Here is a 19,979-nt window from a genome sequence, read left to right on the forward strand (position 1 = left end):
AAAAAAATGGCGGCAGACATCTGCCGCCATCCAATAGGCGATTTGCTCTCGCTCGGCCAAGGTTCGCGGTCGGGGATCGTTGTGCGTCAGCAACACCCACCAGGCACAACAACCCGCCAGCCAAGCCGCCGACTACCCCAACCGATACCAATAGCACCCGTCCGCGGCCAGCTCACGCACCGCTTCCCCGCGATGCAACAGATAGTTCAGATGCGCGATGCTCTCCCCCGTCGCCATCCCCAGCAACCCGCCCGCCCCCGTGATCGGCCGCGAAAACAGTTCGCCGAACACATCCACCGCCCGCTTCGGCTCCGCCAGCGCCCCGCGCAGCCGGTCGAGCGCCTGCAGCTGGCTCGCCCGCAGGTAGTCGATACGGGCGTGCAGCCCGCGGAATGGCTCATTGTGGGCCGGCAGCACCAGCACATCGTCCGGCACGGCCGCCTTGACCTTGTCCAGCGATGCCAGCCAGTCTTCCATTGGATCGGCGTCGGGCTCGGTCGGAAACACCGACACATTGGACGAGATCCGCGGCAGGACCTGGTCACCGGAGACGAGCAGCTTCAGTGAGGGGCAATAGAGACAGGCATGCTCGGGGGAATGGCCGGTGCCGACGACGACCGTCCAGTCGTGGTCGCCGATGCGGATGGTGGCGCCGTCTTCCAGGCGCCGGAAGCTCTCCGGCAAGGCGTGGACGAATTTGCCGAAGCCGCCGAAGCGGGTCCGGTAGACCTCGATGGCGTCGTCGTCCCAGCCGGCGCGGCGGTAGAACTCGATGGCGTCATCGGGTGCGGCGCGGCCGGTATCGGCGGCCAGCACGCGGCACATCAGGTATTCCATCCGGGTCATCCACAGCTGGCAGCCAAATTTGCGCCTGAGCCAGCCGGCCATGCCGATATGGTCGGGATGCATGTGGGTGACGAAGAGCCGCGTCAGGCCATCGGCCAGCGCGCCGCCGTCGCCAAACAGCGTGCGCCACGCCTGCGCCGTTTCGGGCGTCTGCAGGCCGGAGTCGACCGCGGCCCAGCCGGCACCATCGCGGATGGCCCACAGGTTGATATGGTTCAGGCCGAGCGGCATCGGCATGCGCATCCAGAGCACGCCGGGGACGATCTCGCTGGCGCGGCCGGGCTCGGGAGCGTCGCCGCAGGGATAGTCCAGTTCGGGTTTCTTGAGGGGATTGGTGGCGGCGGCGGTATCGGTGGCAGGGGCGCTCATATTGGTCTCGGCGGGGGGGCCGGGCGTGTGCCGGTGGCCCGGCATGCGCCTGTTCCGGCGTTCTGGATACCCCTCACCTTAGCCGAGACGGCAGATTCTTGCCACGGCGGTTGTGCGCCCTGCCCGGCCCGTTGCGGTCGAACGGGCCGGTAATCGCCAGAACCTGCCAGGAGTGACGGCTCAGGGCGCCGGCAGCACCTTCCCCGGATTCAGCAGATTCATCGGATCCAGCGCCCGCTTCACCTGCCACATCAGTTCCAGCTCGACCTGCGACTTGTACCGCACCAGGTCGTCCCGCTTGGCCACGCCGATGCCGTGTTCGGCCGACACCGAACCATTACCCGCATGTGCCAGCCCATCCACCAGCGTCGACACCGGCTCATACCACTGCGCCAGGAAATCCTTCGCCGCCTGGTCTTTGGGCCGCAGCGGGTTGAAGTGGACATTGCCGTCGCCCATATGCCCGTAGATCACCATGCGCGCGTCCGGCACCAGCTCCAGCACCCTGGCCGAAGCCTCTTCGACAAACGCCGCGATACGCGACAGCGGCACCGAGACGTCGCACTTGATGCTGCCGCCGGTACGCGTCTGCGCATCGGAGATCTCTTCGCGGATGCGCCAGAAGGTCTGGATGTCGGACAGGCTGGAGGCAACGGCGGCGTCGAGCACCAGCCCCTGGCTGAAGCCGGACTCGAGGATTTCCATCAGCGTGGCGTTGAGGCTTTCGGCGTCGGTGCCGGAGGTCAGTTCGACCAGCACCATCCAGTCATGGCGGTCCTGCAGCGGCGCGGCGACGTTGCCGAGGTATTCCAGCACCAGTTCCAGCGCGGGCCGCGAGATCAGCTCGAAGGCGCTGACGGCCTGGCCGGAGAGGCGCTTGGCTTCGCCGAGCAGCGCCACCGCGGCGGCCGGGTCCTTGACCGCGACCAGGGCCACGGCGGTGCTGCGCGGCTGCGGCATCAGCTTGAGCACGGCGCCGGTGATGATGCCGAGCGTGCCTTCGGCGCCGATAAACAGTTGCTTGAGGTCGTAGCCGGTGTTGTCCTTGCGCAGGCCGCGCAGCGACGAGAAGATGCGCCCGTCGGGCAGCACCGCCTCGATGCCGAGCACGAGGTCGCGCATATTGCCGTAGCGCAGCACCGCGGTGCCGCCGGCATTGGTCGACAGGTTGCCGCCGATCTGGCACGAGCCTTCGGAGCCGATGCGCAGCGGGAACAGGCGCCCTTGCGCTTCGGCCGCGCTGCGTGTGGCGCTCAGCGTGACGCCGGCCTGCACGGTCATGGTGTCGTTGATGGTGTCGACCTCCAGCACGCGGTTCATGCGGCTCAGGTTGACGACCACCGCGGTGCCGCTGTCGTCGGGCACGGCGCCGCCCATCAGCGAGGTATTGCCGCCCTGCGGCACCACCGGCACGCGGTTGGCATGGCACCACTGCAGCACCTGGCTGACCTGCTCGGTCGAGGACGGCAGCACCACCACCTGCGCCTGGCCGCGGTAGATGCCGCGGTAGTCGGTGACGTAGGCCTGGGTGTCGGCTTCGCCGGTGCGGCAGGCGCTGGCGCCGACGATGGCTTCCATCGCGCGCAGCGTGGATTCGTGGGTCTGGGGGGCTTGCATGTGTTGTCCTGAAGCGGGTCAGTACGCGGCGGAGGGCTTGGTGTCGGTGGCAACGGCGGCAGCGTCGGCCGGCTGCTCGCGGAACGATGCCGCCAGCTTGCGTGCGGCGTTGGCATAGATCAGCACGTCGACACCGGTGGCCACGAAGGTGCAGCCCAGTTCTAGGTAGCGGCGCGCCAGCGCGGGATCGGAGGTCAGCGTGCCGGCGGCCTTGCCGCTGGCGATGATGGTGCGCATCGCGCCTTCGATCGCGGCCTGCACTTCGGGATGGCCGGGTCGGCCGCGATGGCCCATCGATGCGGCCAGGTCTGCGGGGCCGATGAAAACGCCGTCGACGCCTTCCACCGCGCAGATGGCTTCCAGGTTCTGCAGCGCGGTGACGGTCTCGGCCTGCACCAGCAGGCAGACCTCGTCATCGGCCACGTCGAGGTAATCGGTGCGCGAACTCCAGCGCGAAGCCCGCGCCACCGCGCTGCCGACGCCACGGATACCTTGCGGCGGGTAGCGCGTGGAGCTGACCAACGCGCGCGCCTGCTCGGCGGTGTCGACCATCGGCACCAGCAGCGTCTTGGCGCCGATATCGAGCAGTTGCTTGATCAGGGCCACGTCGCCGGACACGGCGCGCACCACCGGCTGCGACGGATAGGCGCCTACCGCTTGCAACGCCTGCAAAGTGGTCTGCAGGTCGTTGGGCGCGTGCTCGCCGTCAATCAGCAGCCAGTCGAAGCCGGCGGTGGCCGAGACTTCGGCCAGGTACGGCGTGGCCATCGACAGCCACAAGCCGATCTGCGGCTGGCGCGCGGCCAGCGCGGTCTTGAAGGGATTGTCTGCGGGCATGTGAATTGTTCCTGTTCGATCTGGCGTTTGCCCGGCGCTTCAGCCGAGCTGGCCCTGGCAAAGGTACTTGGTATGCATGTAATCGTCCAGGCCGTGGCGCGAGCCTTCGCGGCCGTAGCCGGATTCCTTGACGCCGCCGAACGGCGCCGCCTCGGCGGCGATCGCGCCTTCGTTGATGCCGACCATGCCGGTTTCCAGCGCCTGTGCGACGCGCCAGATGCGTCGCACATCGTTGGAATAGAAGTATGCGGCCAGCCCGAACGGCGTGTCGTTGGCGTCGCGGATCACTTCGGCTTCGTCGCGGAAACGGAAGATCGGCGCGACCGGGCCGAAGGTCTCTTCGCACGACAGTTCCATTGCCGGCGTGGCGTCGACCAGCACGGTCGGCGCGTAGTAGTGCGGACCGTCTTCCGTGCGCACGCGCTTGCCGCCGGTGACCACGCGCGCGCCGCGGGCGACGGCGTCGTCGACGTGGCGGGCGATCTTGTCGACGGCGCGCGCATTGATCATCGGGCCGATCTGCGCGGCGTCTTCCGTCGCGGGGCCGACATGGAGCGCGCCGACGCGTTGCGCCAGCCGCTCGACAAAGTCATCGTGGACCGCCTCATGGACATAGATGCGGTTCGGGCAGACGCAGGTCTGGCCGCCGTTGCGGAACTTGGACGCCATCAGGCCGTCGACCGCGGCGTCCAGGTCGGCATCCTCGAACACGATGAACGGAGCGTTGCCGCCCAGTTCCAGCGACAGCTTCTTCAGCGTGGCGGCGGATTCGCGCGCCAGGTGCTTGCCCACCGGCGTGGAGCCGGTGAAGGTGACCTTGCGCACGCGGCTGTCGGCCAGCCAGGCATCGACCACGGCGGGCGTATGCTCGCGCGAGGCGCTGACCATGTTGAGCACGCCTGCCGGAATGCCGGCCTGCTGTGCCAGCCATGCCAGCGCCAGCGCCGTCAGCGGCGTGTCTTCGGCGGGCTTGGCCACCACGGTGCAGCCGGCGGCGAGCGCGGGAGCGATCTTGCGGGCGATCATCGCCAGCGGGAAATTCCACGGCGTGATCGCGGCGACCACGCCTACCGGCTCCTTGAGGACCAGCAGTTTGCGGCCGGGCACCGCTTCCGCGACGATGTCGCCGCAGATGCGGGTCGCTTCCTCGGCGAACCATTCGACGTAGGAGGCGCCGTACTGCACCTCGCCGCGTGCTTCCTTGAGCGGCTTGCCTTGCTCGGTGGAGATGATGCGCGCCAGGTCTTCCTGGTGCTGCAGGATCAGTGCGTGCCAGCGCTTGATCAGCTGCGCACGCTCGCGCGCGGTGCGCCGGCTCCATGCTGGAAATGCGGCGGCGGCGGCGTCCACCGCCAGGCGCGCATCGCCGGCATCGCTGTCCGGCACGCTGGAAAAGGTCTCGCCGGTGGCGGGATCGGACACGGACAGGCGAGCGCCCAGGCCGGCATCGCGCCATTGGTCGTCAATCAGGTTCTGGGTGCGCAGCAGCGCGGGCTCGGCAAGGTTCAGGGCCATCGGAAATCGATTCAAAAATGGTGGGTCCGGCAATCAGCTGACGATGCCGAGGTGCCAGGGTACGAACTCGTTGTCGCCCAAACCCAGCAGCTCGCTCTTGGTCGGCTCGCCGGAAGCGGCGCGCAGGATATGCCGGAAGATGCGCTCGCCCATCTCGGGCACGGTCAGTTCGCCGTCGAGCACGAGCCCGCAGTTGATGTCCATGTCCTCTTCCAGCCGCTGGTACATGGCGGAGTTGGAGGCGAGCTTGATCGTCGGGGCGGGCTTGGAGCCGAACATCGAGCCGCGGCCGGTGGTGAAGCAGATCAGGTTGGCACCGCTGGCAATCTGCCCGGTCACGGCGACCGGGTCGTAGCCAGGCGAGTCCATGAAGACAAAGCCGGCCCGGTCGATCGGCTCGGCATACTCGTACACTGCCTGCAGCGGCGTGGTGCCGCCCTTCATCGCCGAGCCCAGCGATTTCTCGAAGATATTGGCGAGCCCGCCCTGCTGGTTGCCGTGGCCGACCACGCCGTTGAACTGCGCATTCTGGCCGGCGGTGTAGCGCTCCCACCAGGCCAGCCGGTCGAGCAGCTTCTGCCCGACTTCCGGCGAGACGGCGCGGCGCGTCAGCATGAATTCGACGCCATGGATCTCCGGCGTCTCCGACAGGATGGCGGTGCCGCCGTGGCGCACCAGGAGGTCCATGGCCGCGCCCAGCGCCGGGTTGGCGCTGATGCCCGAGAAGCCGTCCGAGCCGCCGCACTCCAGGCCGATCTTGAGATGGCTGGCCGGCACCGGCTGGCGCACCGCGGCATTGGCCGCGGGCAGCATCGCCTCGACCGCGCGGATGCCCGCCGCGATGGTGGCGCGCGTACCGCCGGTGTCCTGCATCACCAGCGTATGCACAGCGGGTCCGGGTTCCAGGCCCTGCGATTCCACCAGCGATGCGACCTGGTTGCGCTCGCAGCCCAGCCCGACGATCAGCACGCCAGCCAGGTTGGGATGGCGCGCATAGCCCGCCAGCGTGCGCCGCAGCACATCGAAATGCTCGCTCGGCGACGACATGCCGCAGCCGCTGGTCTGCGCAAACGCGACCACGCCATCGACATTGGGATACTCCGCCAGCAGCTCCGGGGTGAAATGCGCGGCAATCTGCCGGATCACCGTCGACGAGCAATTGACCGAAGACAGGATGCCGATGAAATTGCGCGTGCCCACGCGGCCATCGGCGCGCACGAAGCCGTTGAACGTGGCGCGCTGCGCCTCGGGCACGTAGTCGATCGGCCGCACATCCTGGCAGAACGCGGGGTCGCGGTAGAAATCGACCAGCGTCAGGTTGTGCGAATGCACGTGCTCGCCGGGCACGATATCGCGCGCGGCCACGCCGATCACGGTATCGAACTTGCGTACCGGCGTGCCCGCCGCAATGGCGCACGCCGCGATCTTGTGGCCGGCCGGCACCTGCGCGCGCACACGCACGGCAGGCTCGACAAGCTGCTGGCCCAGCGACAGTTCATGCCGGGCGACCAGCACGTTGTCGTTGGCGTGCAGGCGGATGACGGGATTGGGCTTCACTTGGGATTCGCTGTGTTGGACGGCTGGTGGTGCAACTGCGCTCAGCTTTGCTGCAGCAGTTCCTTGAGCTTGAGGCGCTTGATCAGCTCGGTTTCCTGTGCATAGACGCTGGCCACGTACTTCTTGTAGTCGGGACCGTCCAGGTACATCAGCGGCGCATCCAGCCGCGCTGCGACCTGCTTGAATTCATTGCTCGCCACCGCGGCGCGGAAGGCATCGCGCAGCGTCTTCTCGATGGCGGGCGGCAGGCCCTTGGGCGCGCCGATGCCGTTGGGCGCTTCCACTACGACGTTGTAGCCGAGCTCCTTCAGCGTGGGCGTGTCCTTGAAGCGCGATGCGCGCTGCCCGCCCCAGGTCGCCAGCAGGCGCAGCTTGCCGGCTTCCACATGCGGCGCCCACGAGCTGGAATCCGCCAGCAGTTCCACCTGGCCCGCCAGCACGTCCTGCAGCGCGGCGGCACCGCCCTTGTAGGCGATCGCGTTGAACTGCACGCCCGCGGCCAGCGCAAACTGCTCCATGCCGACATGGGTCGCGCCGCCGATGCCGGCGTGCGCATAGGTGATCTTGCCGGGGCTCGCCTTGGCTGCCGCGACCACGTCCTGCAGCGTCTTGTAGGGCGAGCCGGTCGGCACGGCGATGCCGAAGGTCTGGCCCGAGGTGCGCGCCAGGTAGGTCAGCTCGGTGCGCGGGTCCAGCTGCAGCATGCCGAGCTGGGCAAAGCGCGTGACCGAGATGGGGATCTGGCCGATGGTGTAGCCGTCCGGCGTGGCGCGCGCCAGCGCCTTGGTGCCGATCATGCCGGAAGCGCCAGCGCGGTTTTCCACCACGATCGATTGCTTGAGGATGCCGCCGGCCACCTGGCACAGCGCGCGCATCGACTGGTCTGCCGTGCCGCCGACCGGCCACGGGCAGATAAAGGTGATCGGACGCTCTGGATACGCGGAGGCCAGCGCGCGCGAGCCCGGCAGCAGCACGCCGGCAGCACCGGCAGCAACGCCGGTGGCGGCGCCGATGAGCAGGTTGCGGCGCTTCAGGTCGATGGGGAGTCCTTGGGTCATTTGCGGGTGTCTCCGTGTTTTGATTATGGGCGACCGGTGCGGGCCCGGCGTCGTCATGCCAGGCATTCTCTCGCCGCCGTACATAACAATCCAATCAAAAACCAGCATTGCTTCATAACGTTTTCGTTAGGTAGACTGCGGCCATGGTCAAGATCGATCGCGCGCTGCGCTCCAATATCAAGCTGCGCCATCTGCAATTGCTGGTGGCGCTGGATGAATTCCGCCATCTCGGGCGCACCGCGGAATTCCTGTCGGTGAGCCAGCCCGCGGTGTCGCGGGTGCTGACCGAAGTCGAGAAGATGCTGGGGCTGACGCTGTTCACGCGCTCGACGCGCGGCACCGAGCCCACGCCCGCCGGCGAGTCGCTGGTGCGCTTCGCGCGCTCGGTGCTGGCGCAGTACGAGCAGACCCGCGATGAAATCGCGGCGGTGCAGAGCGGCGCGTCGGGACGCGTGCAGGTGGGCTCGATGGGCGCCGGCTTGCCTGTTCTGGTGGCGCGCGCGGTGGGGCTGCTCAAGGACCGCCATGCGCGTGCCACCGTGCTGGTGGAGGAAGGCGACCTGACGCACCTGCTGCCCAAGCTGCGGCTGCGCGAACTGGACCTGATCGTCGGCCGGCTGGAGCCAGGCTACGCCGCGCCCGATCTTGTGACAGAGGCCTTGTATGACGAGCCGATGGTGGTGGTAGTCAAGCGCGGCCACAAGCTCGCGCGCAAGACGCGGCCGGGCTGGGCCGACCTGGCCGCGATGCCGTGCGTGCTGCCGCCGCCGTGGGCATCGCTGCGGGTGAAGATCGAGCAGGCGTTCTACCGCTACGGGCTGCATCCGCCGCAGGACGTGATCGAGACGTCGTCCTACCTGGCGCTGGCGACCTTCGTCGGCCAGCGCGGCGCGGCCGGGTTCATGGCGCAATCGGTGGCGCGGGCCATGCAGGCTGAAGGCAGGCTGCAGGTGCTGCCGATCGATGTGCCGGTGGAACTGCCGCCGGTCGGCATCATCACGCTGCGCGAACGCGCGCCGTCGCTCAGCGCGGAACAGATGCTCGCCTGCCTGCGCCAGGCCGCCGCGGAAGTGGCCTAGCCCCGCGCCAGCAGCGCCGGCACCCGCAGTGGCACCTGCTGCACCGCGCAAAACTGATACGGTATTTTTTCGTGGAGGTGATGCTGTTATTCCTGAGGACCGATCGGTAGGATGATCTCCGGCAGTCGGCCCAGGTTGTGCCCGCGCCGCCCACTGCGGCGAAATGTCACTCGCCCGGCATGCTGCCCATCGCGCTGCACGCGGCGTACACTACGCTTACCGCACGCGCCTACGGCCCGCGCCCCCGGCGCGCCCCCGCCGACTGGCCGGCCTGCCCCCCGCAGCGCCGCGCCGTCCGCAGGCGTGCGCCAGGCCAGCGCCACGGAGAACAACTATGTTTGGTTTGACCGCGCTTGACCTCGCCCGCATCCAGTTTGCCTTTACCGTTTCTTTCCACATCATCTTTCCCGCGATCACCATCGGCCTGGCCGCCTACCTGGCGGTGCTGGAAGGCTGCTGGCTGCGCACCAAGCGCCCGCATTACCGCGACCTCTACCACTTCTGGTCCAAGATCTTTGCCGTCAACTTCGGCATGGGGGTCGTCTCCGGGCTGGTGATGGCCTACCAGTTCGGCACCAACTGGAGTTTCTTCTCCGAGTTCGCCGGCAGCATCACCGGGCCGTTGCTGACCTATGAAGTGCTGACCGCCTTCTTCCTGGAGGCCGGCTTCCTCGGCGTGATGCTGTTCGGCTGGAACCGCGTCGGGCCCGGGCTGCATTTCTTTGCCACCGTGATGGTGGCGCTGGGCACGCTGATTTCCGCCACGTGGATCCTGGCGTCGAACAGCTGGATGCAGACGCCGGCCGGCTTCGAGATCATCAACGGCCGCGTGGTCCCCACCGACTGGTTCGCGGTCATCTTCAACCCGTCCTTCCCCTATCGCCTGCTGCATATGAGCGTGGCGGCGTTCCTGGCCACGGCGCTGTTCGTCGGCGCGTCGGCGGCGTGGCACCTGCTGCGCGGCCGCGACAACCAGGCCATCCGCAAGATGCTGTCGATGGCGATGTGGATGCTGCTGATCGTCGCGCCGATCCAGGCCGTGATCGGCGACCTGCATGGCCTGAACACGCTCAAGCACCAGCCCGCCAAGATCGCCGCGCTTGAAGGCCACTGGGAAAACCACGGCAACGAAGGGCTGCCGCTGCTGCTGTTCGGCTGGCCCGACATGCAGCGCGAGGAAACCCGCTTCGCGGTCGAAGTGCCGCGCCTGGGCAGCCTGATCCTCACGCACACCTGGGATGGGCAGATCCAGGGACTGAAGGAATTTGCCCCTGAGGACCGGCCCAATTCGACCATCCTGTTCTGGTCTTTCCGCGTGATGGTGGGCCTGGGGCTGCTGATGATCGCGCTGGGCGCCTGGAGCCTGCTGCTGCGCCGGGGCGAACGGCTGTACCGCGCCCGCGCCTTCCTGCATATGGCGCTATGGATGGGGCCGGCCGGCGTGATTGCGATCCTGGCCGGCTGGTACACCACCGAGGTGGGCCGCCAGCCGTGGGTGGTCTACGGGCTGCAGCGCACCGCCGACGCGGTCTCGCCGCACGGCGTGCCCGAACTGGCGCTGACGCTGGGGATCTTCGTGATCGCGTACTTCTTCGTGTTCGGCGTCGGCATCGCCTACATGATGCGGCTGGTGCGCAAGGGGCCGGTGATGGAAGCGCCAAGGCCGGAAGGCGGCCCGGGACGCGAGCATACGCCGGCCCGCCCGCTCTCCGCCGTGGACGACGACGAAGTCCTTGCCCCCAACCCCGCCGTGCGCACCCGGAGCTGACACCATGGGCATCGATCTCTCCCTTCTCTGGATCGTCATCATCTTCTTCGGCGTGATGATGTATGTGGTGATGGACGGCTTTGACCTGGGCATCGGCATGCTCTTTCCGTTCGTTCCCGACCGCCATGACCGCGACGTGATGATGAATACGGTGGCGCCGGTCTGGGACGGCAATGAAACCTGGCTGGTGCTGGGCGGCGCCGGGCTGCTGGCGGCGTTCCCGCTGGCGTACTCGGTGGTGCTGAGCGCGCTCTACCTGCCGCTGATGCTGATGCTGCTGGGGCTGATCTTCCGCGGCGTGGCGTTCGAATTCCGCTTCAAGGCCAACGACCGCGAACGCCCGGTGTGGGACGCGTCCTTTATCCTGGGCTCCGCCACCGCCAGCTTCTTCCAGGGCGTGGCGCTGGGCGCCTATATCGACGGCATCAAGATGGAAGGCCATCGCTTTGCCGGCGGCCCGCTGGACTGGCTGGCGCCCTTCCCGCTGTTCTGCGGCGTCGGGCTGGTGGTGGCGTACACGGTGCTGGGCAGCACCTGGCTGATCATGAAGACCGAGGGAGACCTGCAGCAGCGCATGATCAGGCTGGCCGGGGCGCTGGCGTGGCTGCTGCTGGCGGTGATCGCGGTGATCAGCCTGTGGACGCCGCTGACGCACCCGGAAATCGCCGAGCGCTGGTTCAGCCTGCCGAACCTGTTCTGGTTCTCGCCGGTGCCGATCCTGGTGGCGCTGTGCATGCTGATGCTGATGCGCGCGCTGCGCCGCGAGCCGAACATGGCGCCGTTCCTGTACGCGCTGGGGCTGGTGTTCCTGGGCTATAGCGGCCTGGCGATCAGCGTCTGGCCCAATATCATCCCGCCCGGGATATCGATCTGGGACGCGGCCGGGCCGCCGCAGAGCCAGGGCTTTGCGCTGGTCGGGGCGCTGTTCATCATCCCCTTCATCCTGATGTACACGGTGTGGGCGTACTACGTGTTCCGCGGCAAGGTCCGCCACGGCGAGGGCTATCACTGATGGCCGCGCCGTTGTGGCTGCGCCGGCTGGGCTGGCTGGCGCTGATCTGGCTGGCGAGCGTGGCGGCGCTGGGGGTGGCCGCCTGGGTGCTGCGCATCATCATGCAGGGCGTCGGCTTCCGTAGCTGACGGCCCCCTTTTTCCCCCGATGCCGCGCGGCGTTCCCCCCGCGCGGCATTGTCACATCTGCCTTGTCTGCAATGCCTGCAAGAATCTGAATAACCGCATCAGCATTCTTTCGCCCTCTGTCACCGCGGTGACAACCCCTGTTTTTACTCTGCGAGCGCATTGCGGGAAGCGCAATCCGCCACGCGGCACCGGCCGCCGGCGCAGAACAGCAGACAGACAGGGGAATGACAGATGTCAGGAAAGCATGCAGCGCGCAGCGCACACGGCAACGGGCGCGCACGGGCCCGCGCGGCGCTGGGCGCGCTGGCGGCGGCAATGGCCGCGACGCTCTCGGCTTGCGGCGGCGATGACACCGCGGCGAGCGGGCCCGCGCCGGCCGACGTGACGACGGCGCCGGCGCCCGCCGGCCAGGGCGGTCCGCGCGTGCTGCTGGTAGGCATCGACGGCGCCACCTATGCGCAGGTCCAGGGCGCGATCCTGCGGCGCGAGCTGCCCAACCTGTCGCAGCTGAACGTGGTGCCGGCCGCCACCGGCGGCGTGCCGGGCACCGTCACCGCGCAACCGACGCTGGACGCGCCCAGCTGGGCCACGGTGCTGACCGGCACCTGGGTCAACCGCCACGGCGTCAACGACGACACCGGCGGCACGCCGCTGCAGGCGCCCACCGTCTTCCGCCACCTTCGCGATGCCGGCAAGCCGGGGCTTCAGCAAGGCGCCACCATCAGCTCGCCGGTGTTGCCGGCCCTGCTCAAGGCCGAACAGGAAACCGGGGCGCTCGATACGCTGGTTGACTGTGCCGGCGTGGACAGCTGCGTCACGCAGAACGCGCTGCGCCAGCTGCAATCCGGTTATGGCGTGGTGTTTGCCCAGTACAGCGCCCTGGCTGCCGCGGCGGAAATCGGGGGATTCGGCGGCGGGTTCGGCGGCGGCGCCTATGCGCGCGCCCTCGCCGACACCGACAAGGCACTGGGCGAGCTGCTGGCCGCCGTCGCCGCGCGCCGCCAGGCGCAGCCGGGCGAAGACTGGCTGGTGCTGGTCACCACCAGTCACGGCCTCGATGCCACCGGCGCCACCACCACGGCGCCGACCGTGGAAAACCGCACCGCATTCTTCGCCACCAACAAGACGCTGAACGCCGCGCTGGCCCGGCCCGGCGCCGCTGCGCCCATCACCGCGGCAGAGCTGTCGGCGCTGCCGACCGAGGCCGATCTCGTGCCGACGATGCTCGCGCACGCCGGCGTGGCCGCCGACCCCGCCGCCAGCCGGCTCGACGGCGCACCGCTGCAGGCGGCCTCTGCCGGCGTGCGGGCGATCGGCGCCAGCGTCGGCCGCTACAGCGACGCCATCACGCTGAGCTGGCAGAACCCCACCGAATCCTTCGGCACCACGCGCGTGCTGCGCGACGGCGTGGTGATCGCTTCGCTGGCGCCCGGGGCGCGCGAGTTTACCGACAGCGCCTTCGACATGCCCACCGGCCTGTACCGCTTCAACTACACGCTGGTACGCAACGACGTGCCGGTGTCGTACCTGGCGCAGATCCACTACGTCAAGCCCGTCACGCTGGCGCCCACGCTGCGCGATGGCCTGGCCACGTACTTCAGCATGGACAGCAAGCCGTTTGCCGACAGCAAGGGCGGCGCCACGCTTGGCCCGTGGGTCGCCGGCACCGACGGCGGCTCGCTGGCCGACGACAACTTCACTGGCAAGTCGCTGCGGGTCGATTCCAATATCGACGCCTACAAGCTGGTGCACAACGGCGCCGACATCGCGCTGAGCCCGCAATTCACCATCGGCTTCTGGTTCCGCACCGACTGCACCCAGGGCAACGGCACCGGTGCGCCGGTACTGGCCAACAAGAATTACTTTTCGGGCAGCAACCCGGGCATCGCCATCGGCCTGTTCGGCAGCTGCGAACTCCGCTTCAACCTCGGCAGCGGCGGCAAGCGCGACGATATCAACGGCATGAAGGTATCGGCCAGCCAGTGGGCCTACCTGGCGCTGTCGGTCGATGCCGTGGCCAGGCGCTTCAGTGCCTATGTCATCGACCCGGTGCTGGGCCTGCAGAAGACCGAGAACAAGGCCATCGCCAACACCGATGTCACCAAGCTGGCCGGGCTCGGCACCGGCTGGGGCGTCAACGACGACGCCACGCACAACTACGTGGGCAACAACCCCGGCGCGCTCAAAGGCGTGATGGGCTTCAACGACCTGGCGATGTGGACGCGGGTGCTGACGCTCGACGAGCTGAAGACCATCACCGGCGCGCGCCAGCCGCTGTCCACGCTGAACCCCTGAACCGCGGACCCCGCGTCCGACCACTCTCCGGGGCGCCGCGCGCCCCATCCCTGCAGGAGCACGACACCATGACTCTCCGATCTTCCACGCTGGCCGCGCTGCTGCTGTGCCTGGCGCTTGCCGCCTGCGGCGGCGATTCCGGCGACAGCCCGGCCACCGGCACGCCGGGTGGCACGCCCGGCGGCACCCCGGGCGCCGGCGGCAACGAACCCGGCCAGCCGCCCGCGGTCACGCCGCAACTACGCTGCGCGCCCTGAGCCGACGCCGGCAGCCGCCCGCCTCGCCTACCGCCTCGCCTATCCTGAACCCATCCGGCCCAGAACCAATGAATTCGCATAGCAGACGCAACTTCCTCAAGCTCGCCGGCGGCAGCGCCGCAGCAACCGCCGCGCTGGCAGCGTTCCCGCCAGCCATCCGCCGCGCGCTGGCAATCCCCGCCAACAACGCCACTGGCACCATCCGCGACGTCGAGCACGTGGTCATCCTGATGCAGGAGAACCGCTCCTTCGACAATTACTTCGGCACGCTGCGCGGCGTACGCGGCTTCGGCGACCGCTTCCCGATCCCGCTGGCGGGCGGCCTCAACGTCTGGCAGCAGACCTATACCAACGGCGGCACCACGCGCACCGTGCTGCCCTACCACCTCGACAGCAGTGCCGGCAATGCGCAGCGCGTCAGCGGCACGCCGCACTCCTATCCCGATGCGCAGGCCGCCTGGGACCTGGGCCGCATGAACAAGTGGCCCACCTACAAGCAGACCCAGTCGATGGGCTACTACACCGAGGCCGAACTGGACTTCCAGATGGCGCTGGCCAATGCCTTTACGCTGTGCGATGCCTACCACTGCAGCTTCCACGGCGGCACCAACACGAACCGGCTGTTCCACTGGACCGGCACCAACGATCCGGCCGGCACGCACGGCGGCCCGGTCATCGACAACAGCGGCGACTCCTTCACCGGCTCGAACACGCCCTACACCTGGACCACCTACCCTGAGCGGCTGAACGCAGCCGGCGTCAGCTGGAAGGTCTACCAGAACATGCCGGACAACTTTACCGACAACCCGCTCGCGGGCTTCAAGCAATACCGCGACGCCAACGCCGCACGCGGCAACCTGGCCAACGGCAGCCCCTACCCGCCGTACACCAGTGCCGACGACGCCATCAGCCCGCTGCTCAAGGGCGTGGCCAATACCATGCCGGACGGCGGCTTCCTGCAGGCACTGCGCGACGACGTTGCCGCCGGCACGCTGCCGCAGGTGTCGTGGATCGTGGCCCCGGCCACCTATTCCGAGCACCCCGGGCCGTCCAGCCCGGTGCAGGGTGCGTGGTACACGCAGGAGGTGCTCAACGCGCTCACCGCCAATCCCGCGGTGTGGAGCAAGACCGTACTGCTGATCAACTTCGACGAGAACGACGGCTACTTCGACCACGTGCCGCCGCCGTGCGCCCCCGCCTACGACGGCGACACGCTGGCCGGCGCGACCACGCTGCCCGCCGGCGAACTGGCGGCCGAATACCACGTCGACAAGCACCCGTACGGCCCCGGCCCGCGCGTGCCGATGTATGTGGTGTCGCCCTGGAGCCGCGGCGGCTGGGTAAACTCGCAGGTGTTCGACCACACGTCGGTGCTGCGCTTCCTGGAGGCCCGCTTTGGCGTCGTGGAGAGCAATATCAGCAGCTTCCGTCGCGCGGTGGCCGGGGACCTGGTCTCGGCCTTCAACTTCGTCAGTCCCAACGACAATCCGCTGCCCTCGCTGCCCAACCGCGACAAGGCCAGCGCCGATGCCATCCGCACCGCGCAGGGCGTGCTGCCGCAGGTGCCGCTGCCCCCGGCCGGCACCCAGCCGATGCCGCCGCAGGAGCGCGGCACGCGTCCGTCGCGCGCATTGCCGTACGAGCTGCATGTCAGCGCCCGCGAAGACGCGCGCGAACGCGTGGTGCGGCTGCTGTTCGCCAACACCGGCACGGCCGCCGCCGTTTTCCATGTCTATGACCGCCTGCACCTGGACCGCGTGCCGCGCCGCTATATGGTCGAGCCGGGCAAGGAACTGCATGGCAGCTGGGATGTATTCGCCAGCGATGCCGGCAAGTACGACCTGTGGGTGCTGGGTCCGAACGGCTTCCATCGCGCCTTCGTCGGCGACGTTGCAGCGGCCGGCGCAGCGGGCGCCAGCGCGCCCGAGATCCGCGTCTGCTATGACATCGCCAACGCCGCGGTCTACCTGGACCTGATCAACACCGGCAGCGCGGCCACCACATTCACCGTGCGGCCCAATGCCTACCGCAATGACGGCCCGTGGAGTTTCGAAGTGCCGGCCGGCAAGCAACTGCAGCAGCACTGGCCGGTGGGACTGCAGGGCAACTGGTACGACTTCACCGTGACCGCGTCGCAAGGCGGCTTCACGCGGCGCTTTGCCGGGCGTATCGAGACCGGCAAGGACAGCGTGTCGGATCCGGCCATGGGGGTGACCGGCTGAGGCCTGCCTGCCCTATGCCAAGCCCGCCAGCCCCGCCGCGGCCCACGCCGCGGCGGGCGTCGCCGTATTGTCATATTGCCCCGCTAGACTGCTCGGTCGTCCGGACCTGTCCGGTGCGCTCCCCCCAACCACCGCGGATGACCATGCTTGGCGACCTGCTGATGACCTTTTTCGAAGTGGCGCGCCAGGGCAGCATCACCATGGCGGCCCGACAGCTGCGCGTGAGCCAGCCCACCGTCACCGGCCGCATCCGCCAGCTCGAAGAATCGTATGGCGTTGAGCTGTTCCACCGCCGCGCCAGCCGGGTCGACCTGAGCGACGTGGGGCTGGCGCTGATGCCGGTGGTCGAGCAGCTGATGCAGCACGAAGGCCAGGCCGACTACCTGCTGCGCAACGCCGGCGACCTGCGCTTCGGCAGCCTGCGCCTCGGCGCCACGGGTCCCTACTACATCCTGCGCGCGGTGGCCGCGTTCCGGCAGCGCTATCCGGCGATCGAGGTGAGCCTGGACATCGGCAATTCGCAGCAGATGCTGGAAGCACTGTTCGAGTACCGGATCGACGCGGCCGTGTCGTCGCATCCGGTCGAAGACGACCGCCTTGCGCGCATCCGCCTGGCCTCCGCGCCGATGGTGCTGGTGGTGCATCCGGACCATGCGCTGGCGCGCCTGCCGCAGGTGGACCTGGCCCAGCTGCGCGGCTGCCACCTGCTGGTGCGCGAGCATGGCTCGATGACACGCAAGGCGACCGAGGATGCCCTCGCCGCCTGCGCGCAGCAGCTGCCGCGGCATACCGTGATCGGCAGCCGCGAGGCCATCTACGAAGCGATCCGCCAGAACCTCGGCGCGAGCGTGGTGCCGCTGGGCGAAGTGCCGCAAGACCCGCTGCTGCGGGTGGTGCCGTTTGCGCGCGGCGCGCCCGTGCTGAACGAATACCTGTATTGCCTGCAGAGCCGGCGCGGCACGCGCCTGGTGGGTGCCTTCCTGGCCTGCTTGACGGCGACCGATGCCGCGGCCGATGCCGATGCCGCCGCCGAGCCGCGGGCGGCATGATCGCGCGCGCCGACGCCTTTCCTGAATACGACCAGCTGCTGGCGCTGTTCGACGCCGCCAGCCATGTGCTCGACTGCCGCGTGGTGGGCGAAGCCGTGGTGCAGGGCCACCGCTTCGGCTTGCATGTGGCCACCCTTGGCAGCCGCGACCCGCAGGCGCCGGCCATCGGCATCTTCGGCGGCATCCACGGGCTCGAGCGGATTGGCACGCAGCTGGTACTGGACTACCTGCGCTCCGTGCTGGGCCGGCTGGCATGGGACGAACTGCTGCATCGCGAACTGCAGGCCGTGCGGCTGGTGTTCATGCCGATCGTCAATCCCGGCGGCATGTGGGCCGGCACCCGGGCCAATCCCAACGGCGTCGACCTGATGCGCAACGGCCCGCAGGACGCCGACGCGCCCGTGCCGTTCCTGGCCGGCGGGCAGCGCCTTGGCGCCTGGCTGCCCTGGTATCGCGGCCCGGAAGGCGGGCCGATGGAGCTGGAGAGCCGCGCGCTGCTGCGCGTGGTGCAGGAAGAACTGCTGCCGCGCCCGCTCAGCTTTGCGGTGGACTGCCACTCCGGCTACGGCTGGCGCGACAGCATCTGGTTCCCGTACGCGCGCACGCGCCGGCCGATGGCGCACCTGCCCGAGATGTACCTGCTCAAGACCCTGTTCGAGCAGGCGCACCCGCACCACGGCTACACCTTCGAGCCGCAAAGCCACCAGTACCTGCTGCATGGCGACCTGTGGGACCATGCGTATGACCTCACGCCGGCCGGCAACCTGTTCCTGCCGATGACGCTGGAGCTGGGCTCGTGGCTGTGGATCAAGAAAAACCCGCGCCAGCTGTTCTCGCGCGAGGGGATCTTCAACCCGATCAAGGCGCACCGCACCGCGCGCGTGCTGCGCCGCCACGTGAGCCTGTTCGATTTCCTCGGGCGCGTCGCGTTTGCGCCGGAACGCTGGCTGCCGCACGGGCCGCAGCGCGAGGCACTGCTGCAGCAGGCGCGCGCGCACTGGCAGACAGAGGCGTTGCCATGAACTGTTGAGGATCGCATGAGCCGATGGGTATTCCTGCGGGGACTGACGCGCGAGACGCGCCATTGGGGGCACCTGCCCGCGCAATGGGAAGCGGCCGGGCTGGGCCGGCCGCTGCTGCCCGACTTGCCGGGCAATGGCGCGCTGTCGGTGCAGCCCGCGCCCTGGTGCGTGCGCGACATGGTCAGCGCGGTGCGCCGGCAGCTGTCGACGGCCGGCGCGCGCGGGCCGTACCGCGTGCTGGCCATGTCGCTGGGCGCGATGGTCGCCACCGAGTGGGCCAGCAGCTATCCGGACGAAGTCGGCGGGCTGGTGCTGGTCAACACCAGCATGCGGCCCTTCTGCACGCCGATGCAGCGGCTGCGGCCGCGCAACTGGGGCAAGCTGCTGCGCGTCGCGCAGCGCTGGCACGACCGCGCCTATTGCGAGCGCACCATTCACGCCATCACCTGCGCGCGCGCGGATACGCTCGCCGCCGACATCGCGGCCTGGCAAGCCATTGCCGCCGACGCGCCGGTCAGCCGCTGCGCCGCGCTGGCGCAACTGGTGGCCGCGGCACGCTATCGGGCACCGGCGAACGCGCCTGGCTGCCAGTTGCTGCTGATTGCATCGTCATCGGACCGGCTGGTCGACCCGGCCTGCTCCGCACGTATCGGACAGGCCTGGAACGCGCCGGTGCTGACGCATCACTGGGCCGGCCACGACCTGCCCCACGACGATCCGGGCTGGTTGTGCGAGGCCGTGGCGCGCATGGTGTCAGGCAACGGCTAGCGCCCGCTCCGCCCGCATCAGGCCGGTCAGCATCCCCGCGGCGGCGTCGAGCCGGTCGGTGGTGCCGAACAGCCGCGCACTGATCAGGCCGTTTTGCAGCGCGCCGAACGCAATCTCCGCCAGTTGTTGGGGCGACGCCGGGTAAGGCGCCTGCCGCTGCGCCGCCGCGCGCTCGAACAGCCGCGCAAGCCATTGCTCGTTGAGGCGGACAAAGTCGCGCATCGCGCTGCGCACGGACTCCGGCAGCATCAGCACATCCGCCGCCAGCATGCCGACCAGGCACGCTTCGTCGGTGCCGGCGCCGGCGCACAGGGGAGCCAGGTATTGGCGCGCCTGCTCGGCCGGCGGCAGGCTGCTGTCGATGGCCGCCAGCCGTGCCTGCTTGCGTGCGCTGTATTCGCGCACCGCTTCCAGCACCAGGTCTTCTTTGGTCGGAAAGTAATAGTGGATGCTCGAGGTCTTGACCCCGACCAGTTCCGCCAGGTCGCGGTAGCTGAACCCGTTGAACCCCCGACGGCGGATCAGCACCAGTGCATGTTCGACCAGTTCTTCACGTACGGACCGGGTTTTCATCGTTCCA

17 protein-coding genes are annotated in these 19,979 nt (G+C 68.7%); 10 read left to right on the forward strand and 7 right to left on the reverse strand.

All coding sequences use genetic code 11. The annotated features are described in order from the left end of the window. Window positions 1-132 precede the first annotated feature (132 nt). The 6 genes from ACAD63_RS27890 to ACAD63_RS27915 form a co-directional block, all read right to left on the reverse strand. Entirely contained in the window at window positions 133-1,215 is a 1,083-nt protein-coding gene (locus ACAD63_RS27890) for an MBL fold metallo-hydrolase (protein WP_434034088.1), read from the reverse strand. A gap of 180 nt (window positions 1,216-1,395) precedes the next feature. After that, on the reverse strand, window positions 1,396-2,793 hold the full coding sequence (locus ACAD63_RS27895; RefSeq protein WP_434034664.1) for an FAD-binding oxidoreductase: 1,398 nt from the start codon (window positions 2,791-2,793) through the stop codon (window positions 1,396-1,398). Window positions 2,794-2,850: 57 nt separating this feature from the next. Further along, window positions 2,851-3,669, reverse strand: coding sequence for a 4-hydroxy-2-oxoheptanedioate aldolase (gene hpaI, locus ACAD63_RS27900; protein WP_434034089.1), 819 nt, complete (start codon window positions 3,667-3,669; stop codon window positions 2,851-2,853). 39 nt (window positions 3,670-3,708) lie between these two features. Continuing rightward, window positions 3,709-5,184: an NAD-dependent succinate-semialdehyde dehydrogenase gene (locus tag ACAD63_RS27905; RefSeq protein WP_434034090.1), complete on the reverse strand. Its 1,476-nt coding sequence runs from the start codon at window positions 5,182-5,184 to the stop codon at window positions 3,709-3,711. A gap of 33 nt (window positions 5,185-5,217) precedes the next feature. Beyond that, window positions 5,218-6,741, reverse strand: a complete 1,524-nt coding sequence (locus ACAD63_RS27910; protein ID WP_434034091.1) for a UxaA family hydrolase — start codon at window positions 6,739-6,741, stop codon at window positions 5,218-5,220. A gap of 41 nt (window positions 6,742-6,782) precedes the next feature. Next, on the reverse strand, window positions 6,783-7,799 hold the full coding sequence (locus ACAD63_RS27915; RefSeq protein ID WP_434034092.1) for a tripartite tricarboxylate transporter substrate binding protein: 1,017 nt from the start codon (window positions 7,797-7,799) through the stop codon (window positions 6,783-6,785). 143 nt (window positions 7,800-7,942) lie between these two features. Here ACAD63_RS27915 and ACAD63_RS27920 point away from each other — a divergent pair, with 143 nt between their 5' ends. The 10 genes from ACAD63_RS27920 to ACAD63_RS27965 all read left to right on the forward strand — a co-directional run bounded on the left by ACAD63_RS27920 (window position 7,943) and on the right by ACAD63_RS27965 (window position 19,399). Then, window positions 7,943-8,878, forward strand: a complete 936-nt coding sequence (locus ACAD63_RS27920) for a LysR substrate-binding domain-containing protein (RefSeq protein WP_135703926.1) — start codon at window positions 7,943-7,945, stop codon at window positions 8,876-8,878. Between the two features lie 334 nt (window positions 8,879-9,212). After that, window positions 9,213-10,646 carry a cytochrome ubiquinol oxidase subunit I gene (locus ACAD63_RS27925; protein WP_135703925.1) on the forward strand — a complete coding sequence of 478 codons (1,434 nt, stop codon included), beginning with the start codon at window positions 9,213-9,215 and terminating at the stop codon, window positions 10,644-10,646. A 4-nt stretch (window positions 10,647-10,650) separates the two neighbouring features. Then, a complete protein-coding gene (gene cydB / locus ACAD63_RS27930; protein ID WP_135703924.1) occupies window positions 10,651-11,658 on the forward strand; it encodes a cytochrome d ubiquinol oxidase subunit II in 1,008 nt (335 codons plus the stop codon). Continuing rightward, window positions 11,658-11,786, forward strand: coding sequence for a DUF2474 domain-containing protein (locus tag ACAD63_RS27935; protein ID WP_133093247.1), 129 nt, complete (start codon window positions 11,658-11,660; stop codon window positions 11,784-11,786). Before cydB ends, ACAD63_RS27935 begins: the two co-directional genes overlap by 1 nt. A 231-nt stretch (window positions 11,787-12,017) precedes the next feature. Next, on the forward strand, window positions 12,018-14,081 hold the full coding sequence (locus tag ACAD63_RS27940; protein WP_434034093.1) for a hypothetical protein: 2,064 nt from the start codon (window positions 12,018-12,020) through the stop codon (window positions 14,079-14,081). 68 nt (window positions 14,082-14,149) lie between these two features. Further along, the gene (locus ACAD63_RS27945; protein WP_133093249.1) at window positions 14,150-14,338 is read left to right on the forward strand and encodes a hypothetical protein; all 189 of its coding nucleotides are present in this window, start codon (window positions 14,150-14,152) and stop codon (window positions 14,336-14,338) included. A gap of 68 nt (window positions 14,339-14,406) precedes the next feature. Next, complete coding sequence (locus tag ACAD63_RS27950) at window positions 14,407-16,560, forward strand: phosphocholine-specific phospholipase C (protein ID WP_135703921.1); 2,154 nt, start codon at window positions 14,407-14,409, stop codon at window positions 16,558-16,560. 143 nt (window positions 16,561-16,703) lie between these two features. Continuing rightward, window positions 16,704-17,609, forward strand: a complete 906-nt coding sequence (locus tag ACAD63_RS27955; RefSeq protein ID WP_135704038.1) for a LysR substrate-binding domain-containing protein — start codon at window positions 16,704-16,706, stop codon at window positions 17,607-17,609. After that, complete coding sequence (locus tag ACAD63_RS27960) at window positions 17,606-18,631, forward strand: M14 family zinc carboxypeptidase (protein ID WP_133093251.1); 1,026 nt, start codon at window positions 17,606-17,608, stop codon at window positions 18,629-18,631. Before ACAD63_RS27955 ends, ACAD63_RS27960 begins: the two co-directional genes overlap by 4 nt. Before the next feature lie 15 nt (window positions 18,632-18,646). Continuing rightward, the gene (locus ACAD63_RS27965) at window positions 18,647-19,399 is read left to right on the forward strand and encodes an alpha/beta fold hydrolase (protein ID WP_135703920.1); all 753 of its coding nucleotides are present in this window, start codon (window positions 18,647-18,649) and stop codon (window positions 19,397-19,399) included. On the opposite strand, the gene ACAD63_RS27970 is transcribed toward ACAD63_RS27965, so the two are convergent. Then, entirely contained in the window at window positions 19,385-19,972 is a 588-nt protein-coding gene (locus ACAD63_RS27970) for a TetR/AcrR family transcriptional regulator (protein WP_135703919.1), read from the reverse strand. The genes ACAD63_RS27965 and ACAD63_RS27970 overlap by 15 nt on opposite strands. Window positions 19,973-19,979 lie beyond the last annotated feature (7 nt).

This window comes from Cupriavidus sp. a3 (assembly GCF_051015765.1).
Classification (GTDB): Bacteria; Pseudomonadota; Gammaproteobacteria; order Burkholderiales; family Burkholderiaceae; genus Cupriavidus; species Cupriavidus oxalaticus_A.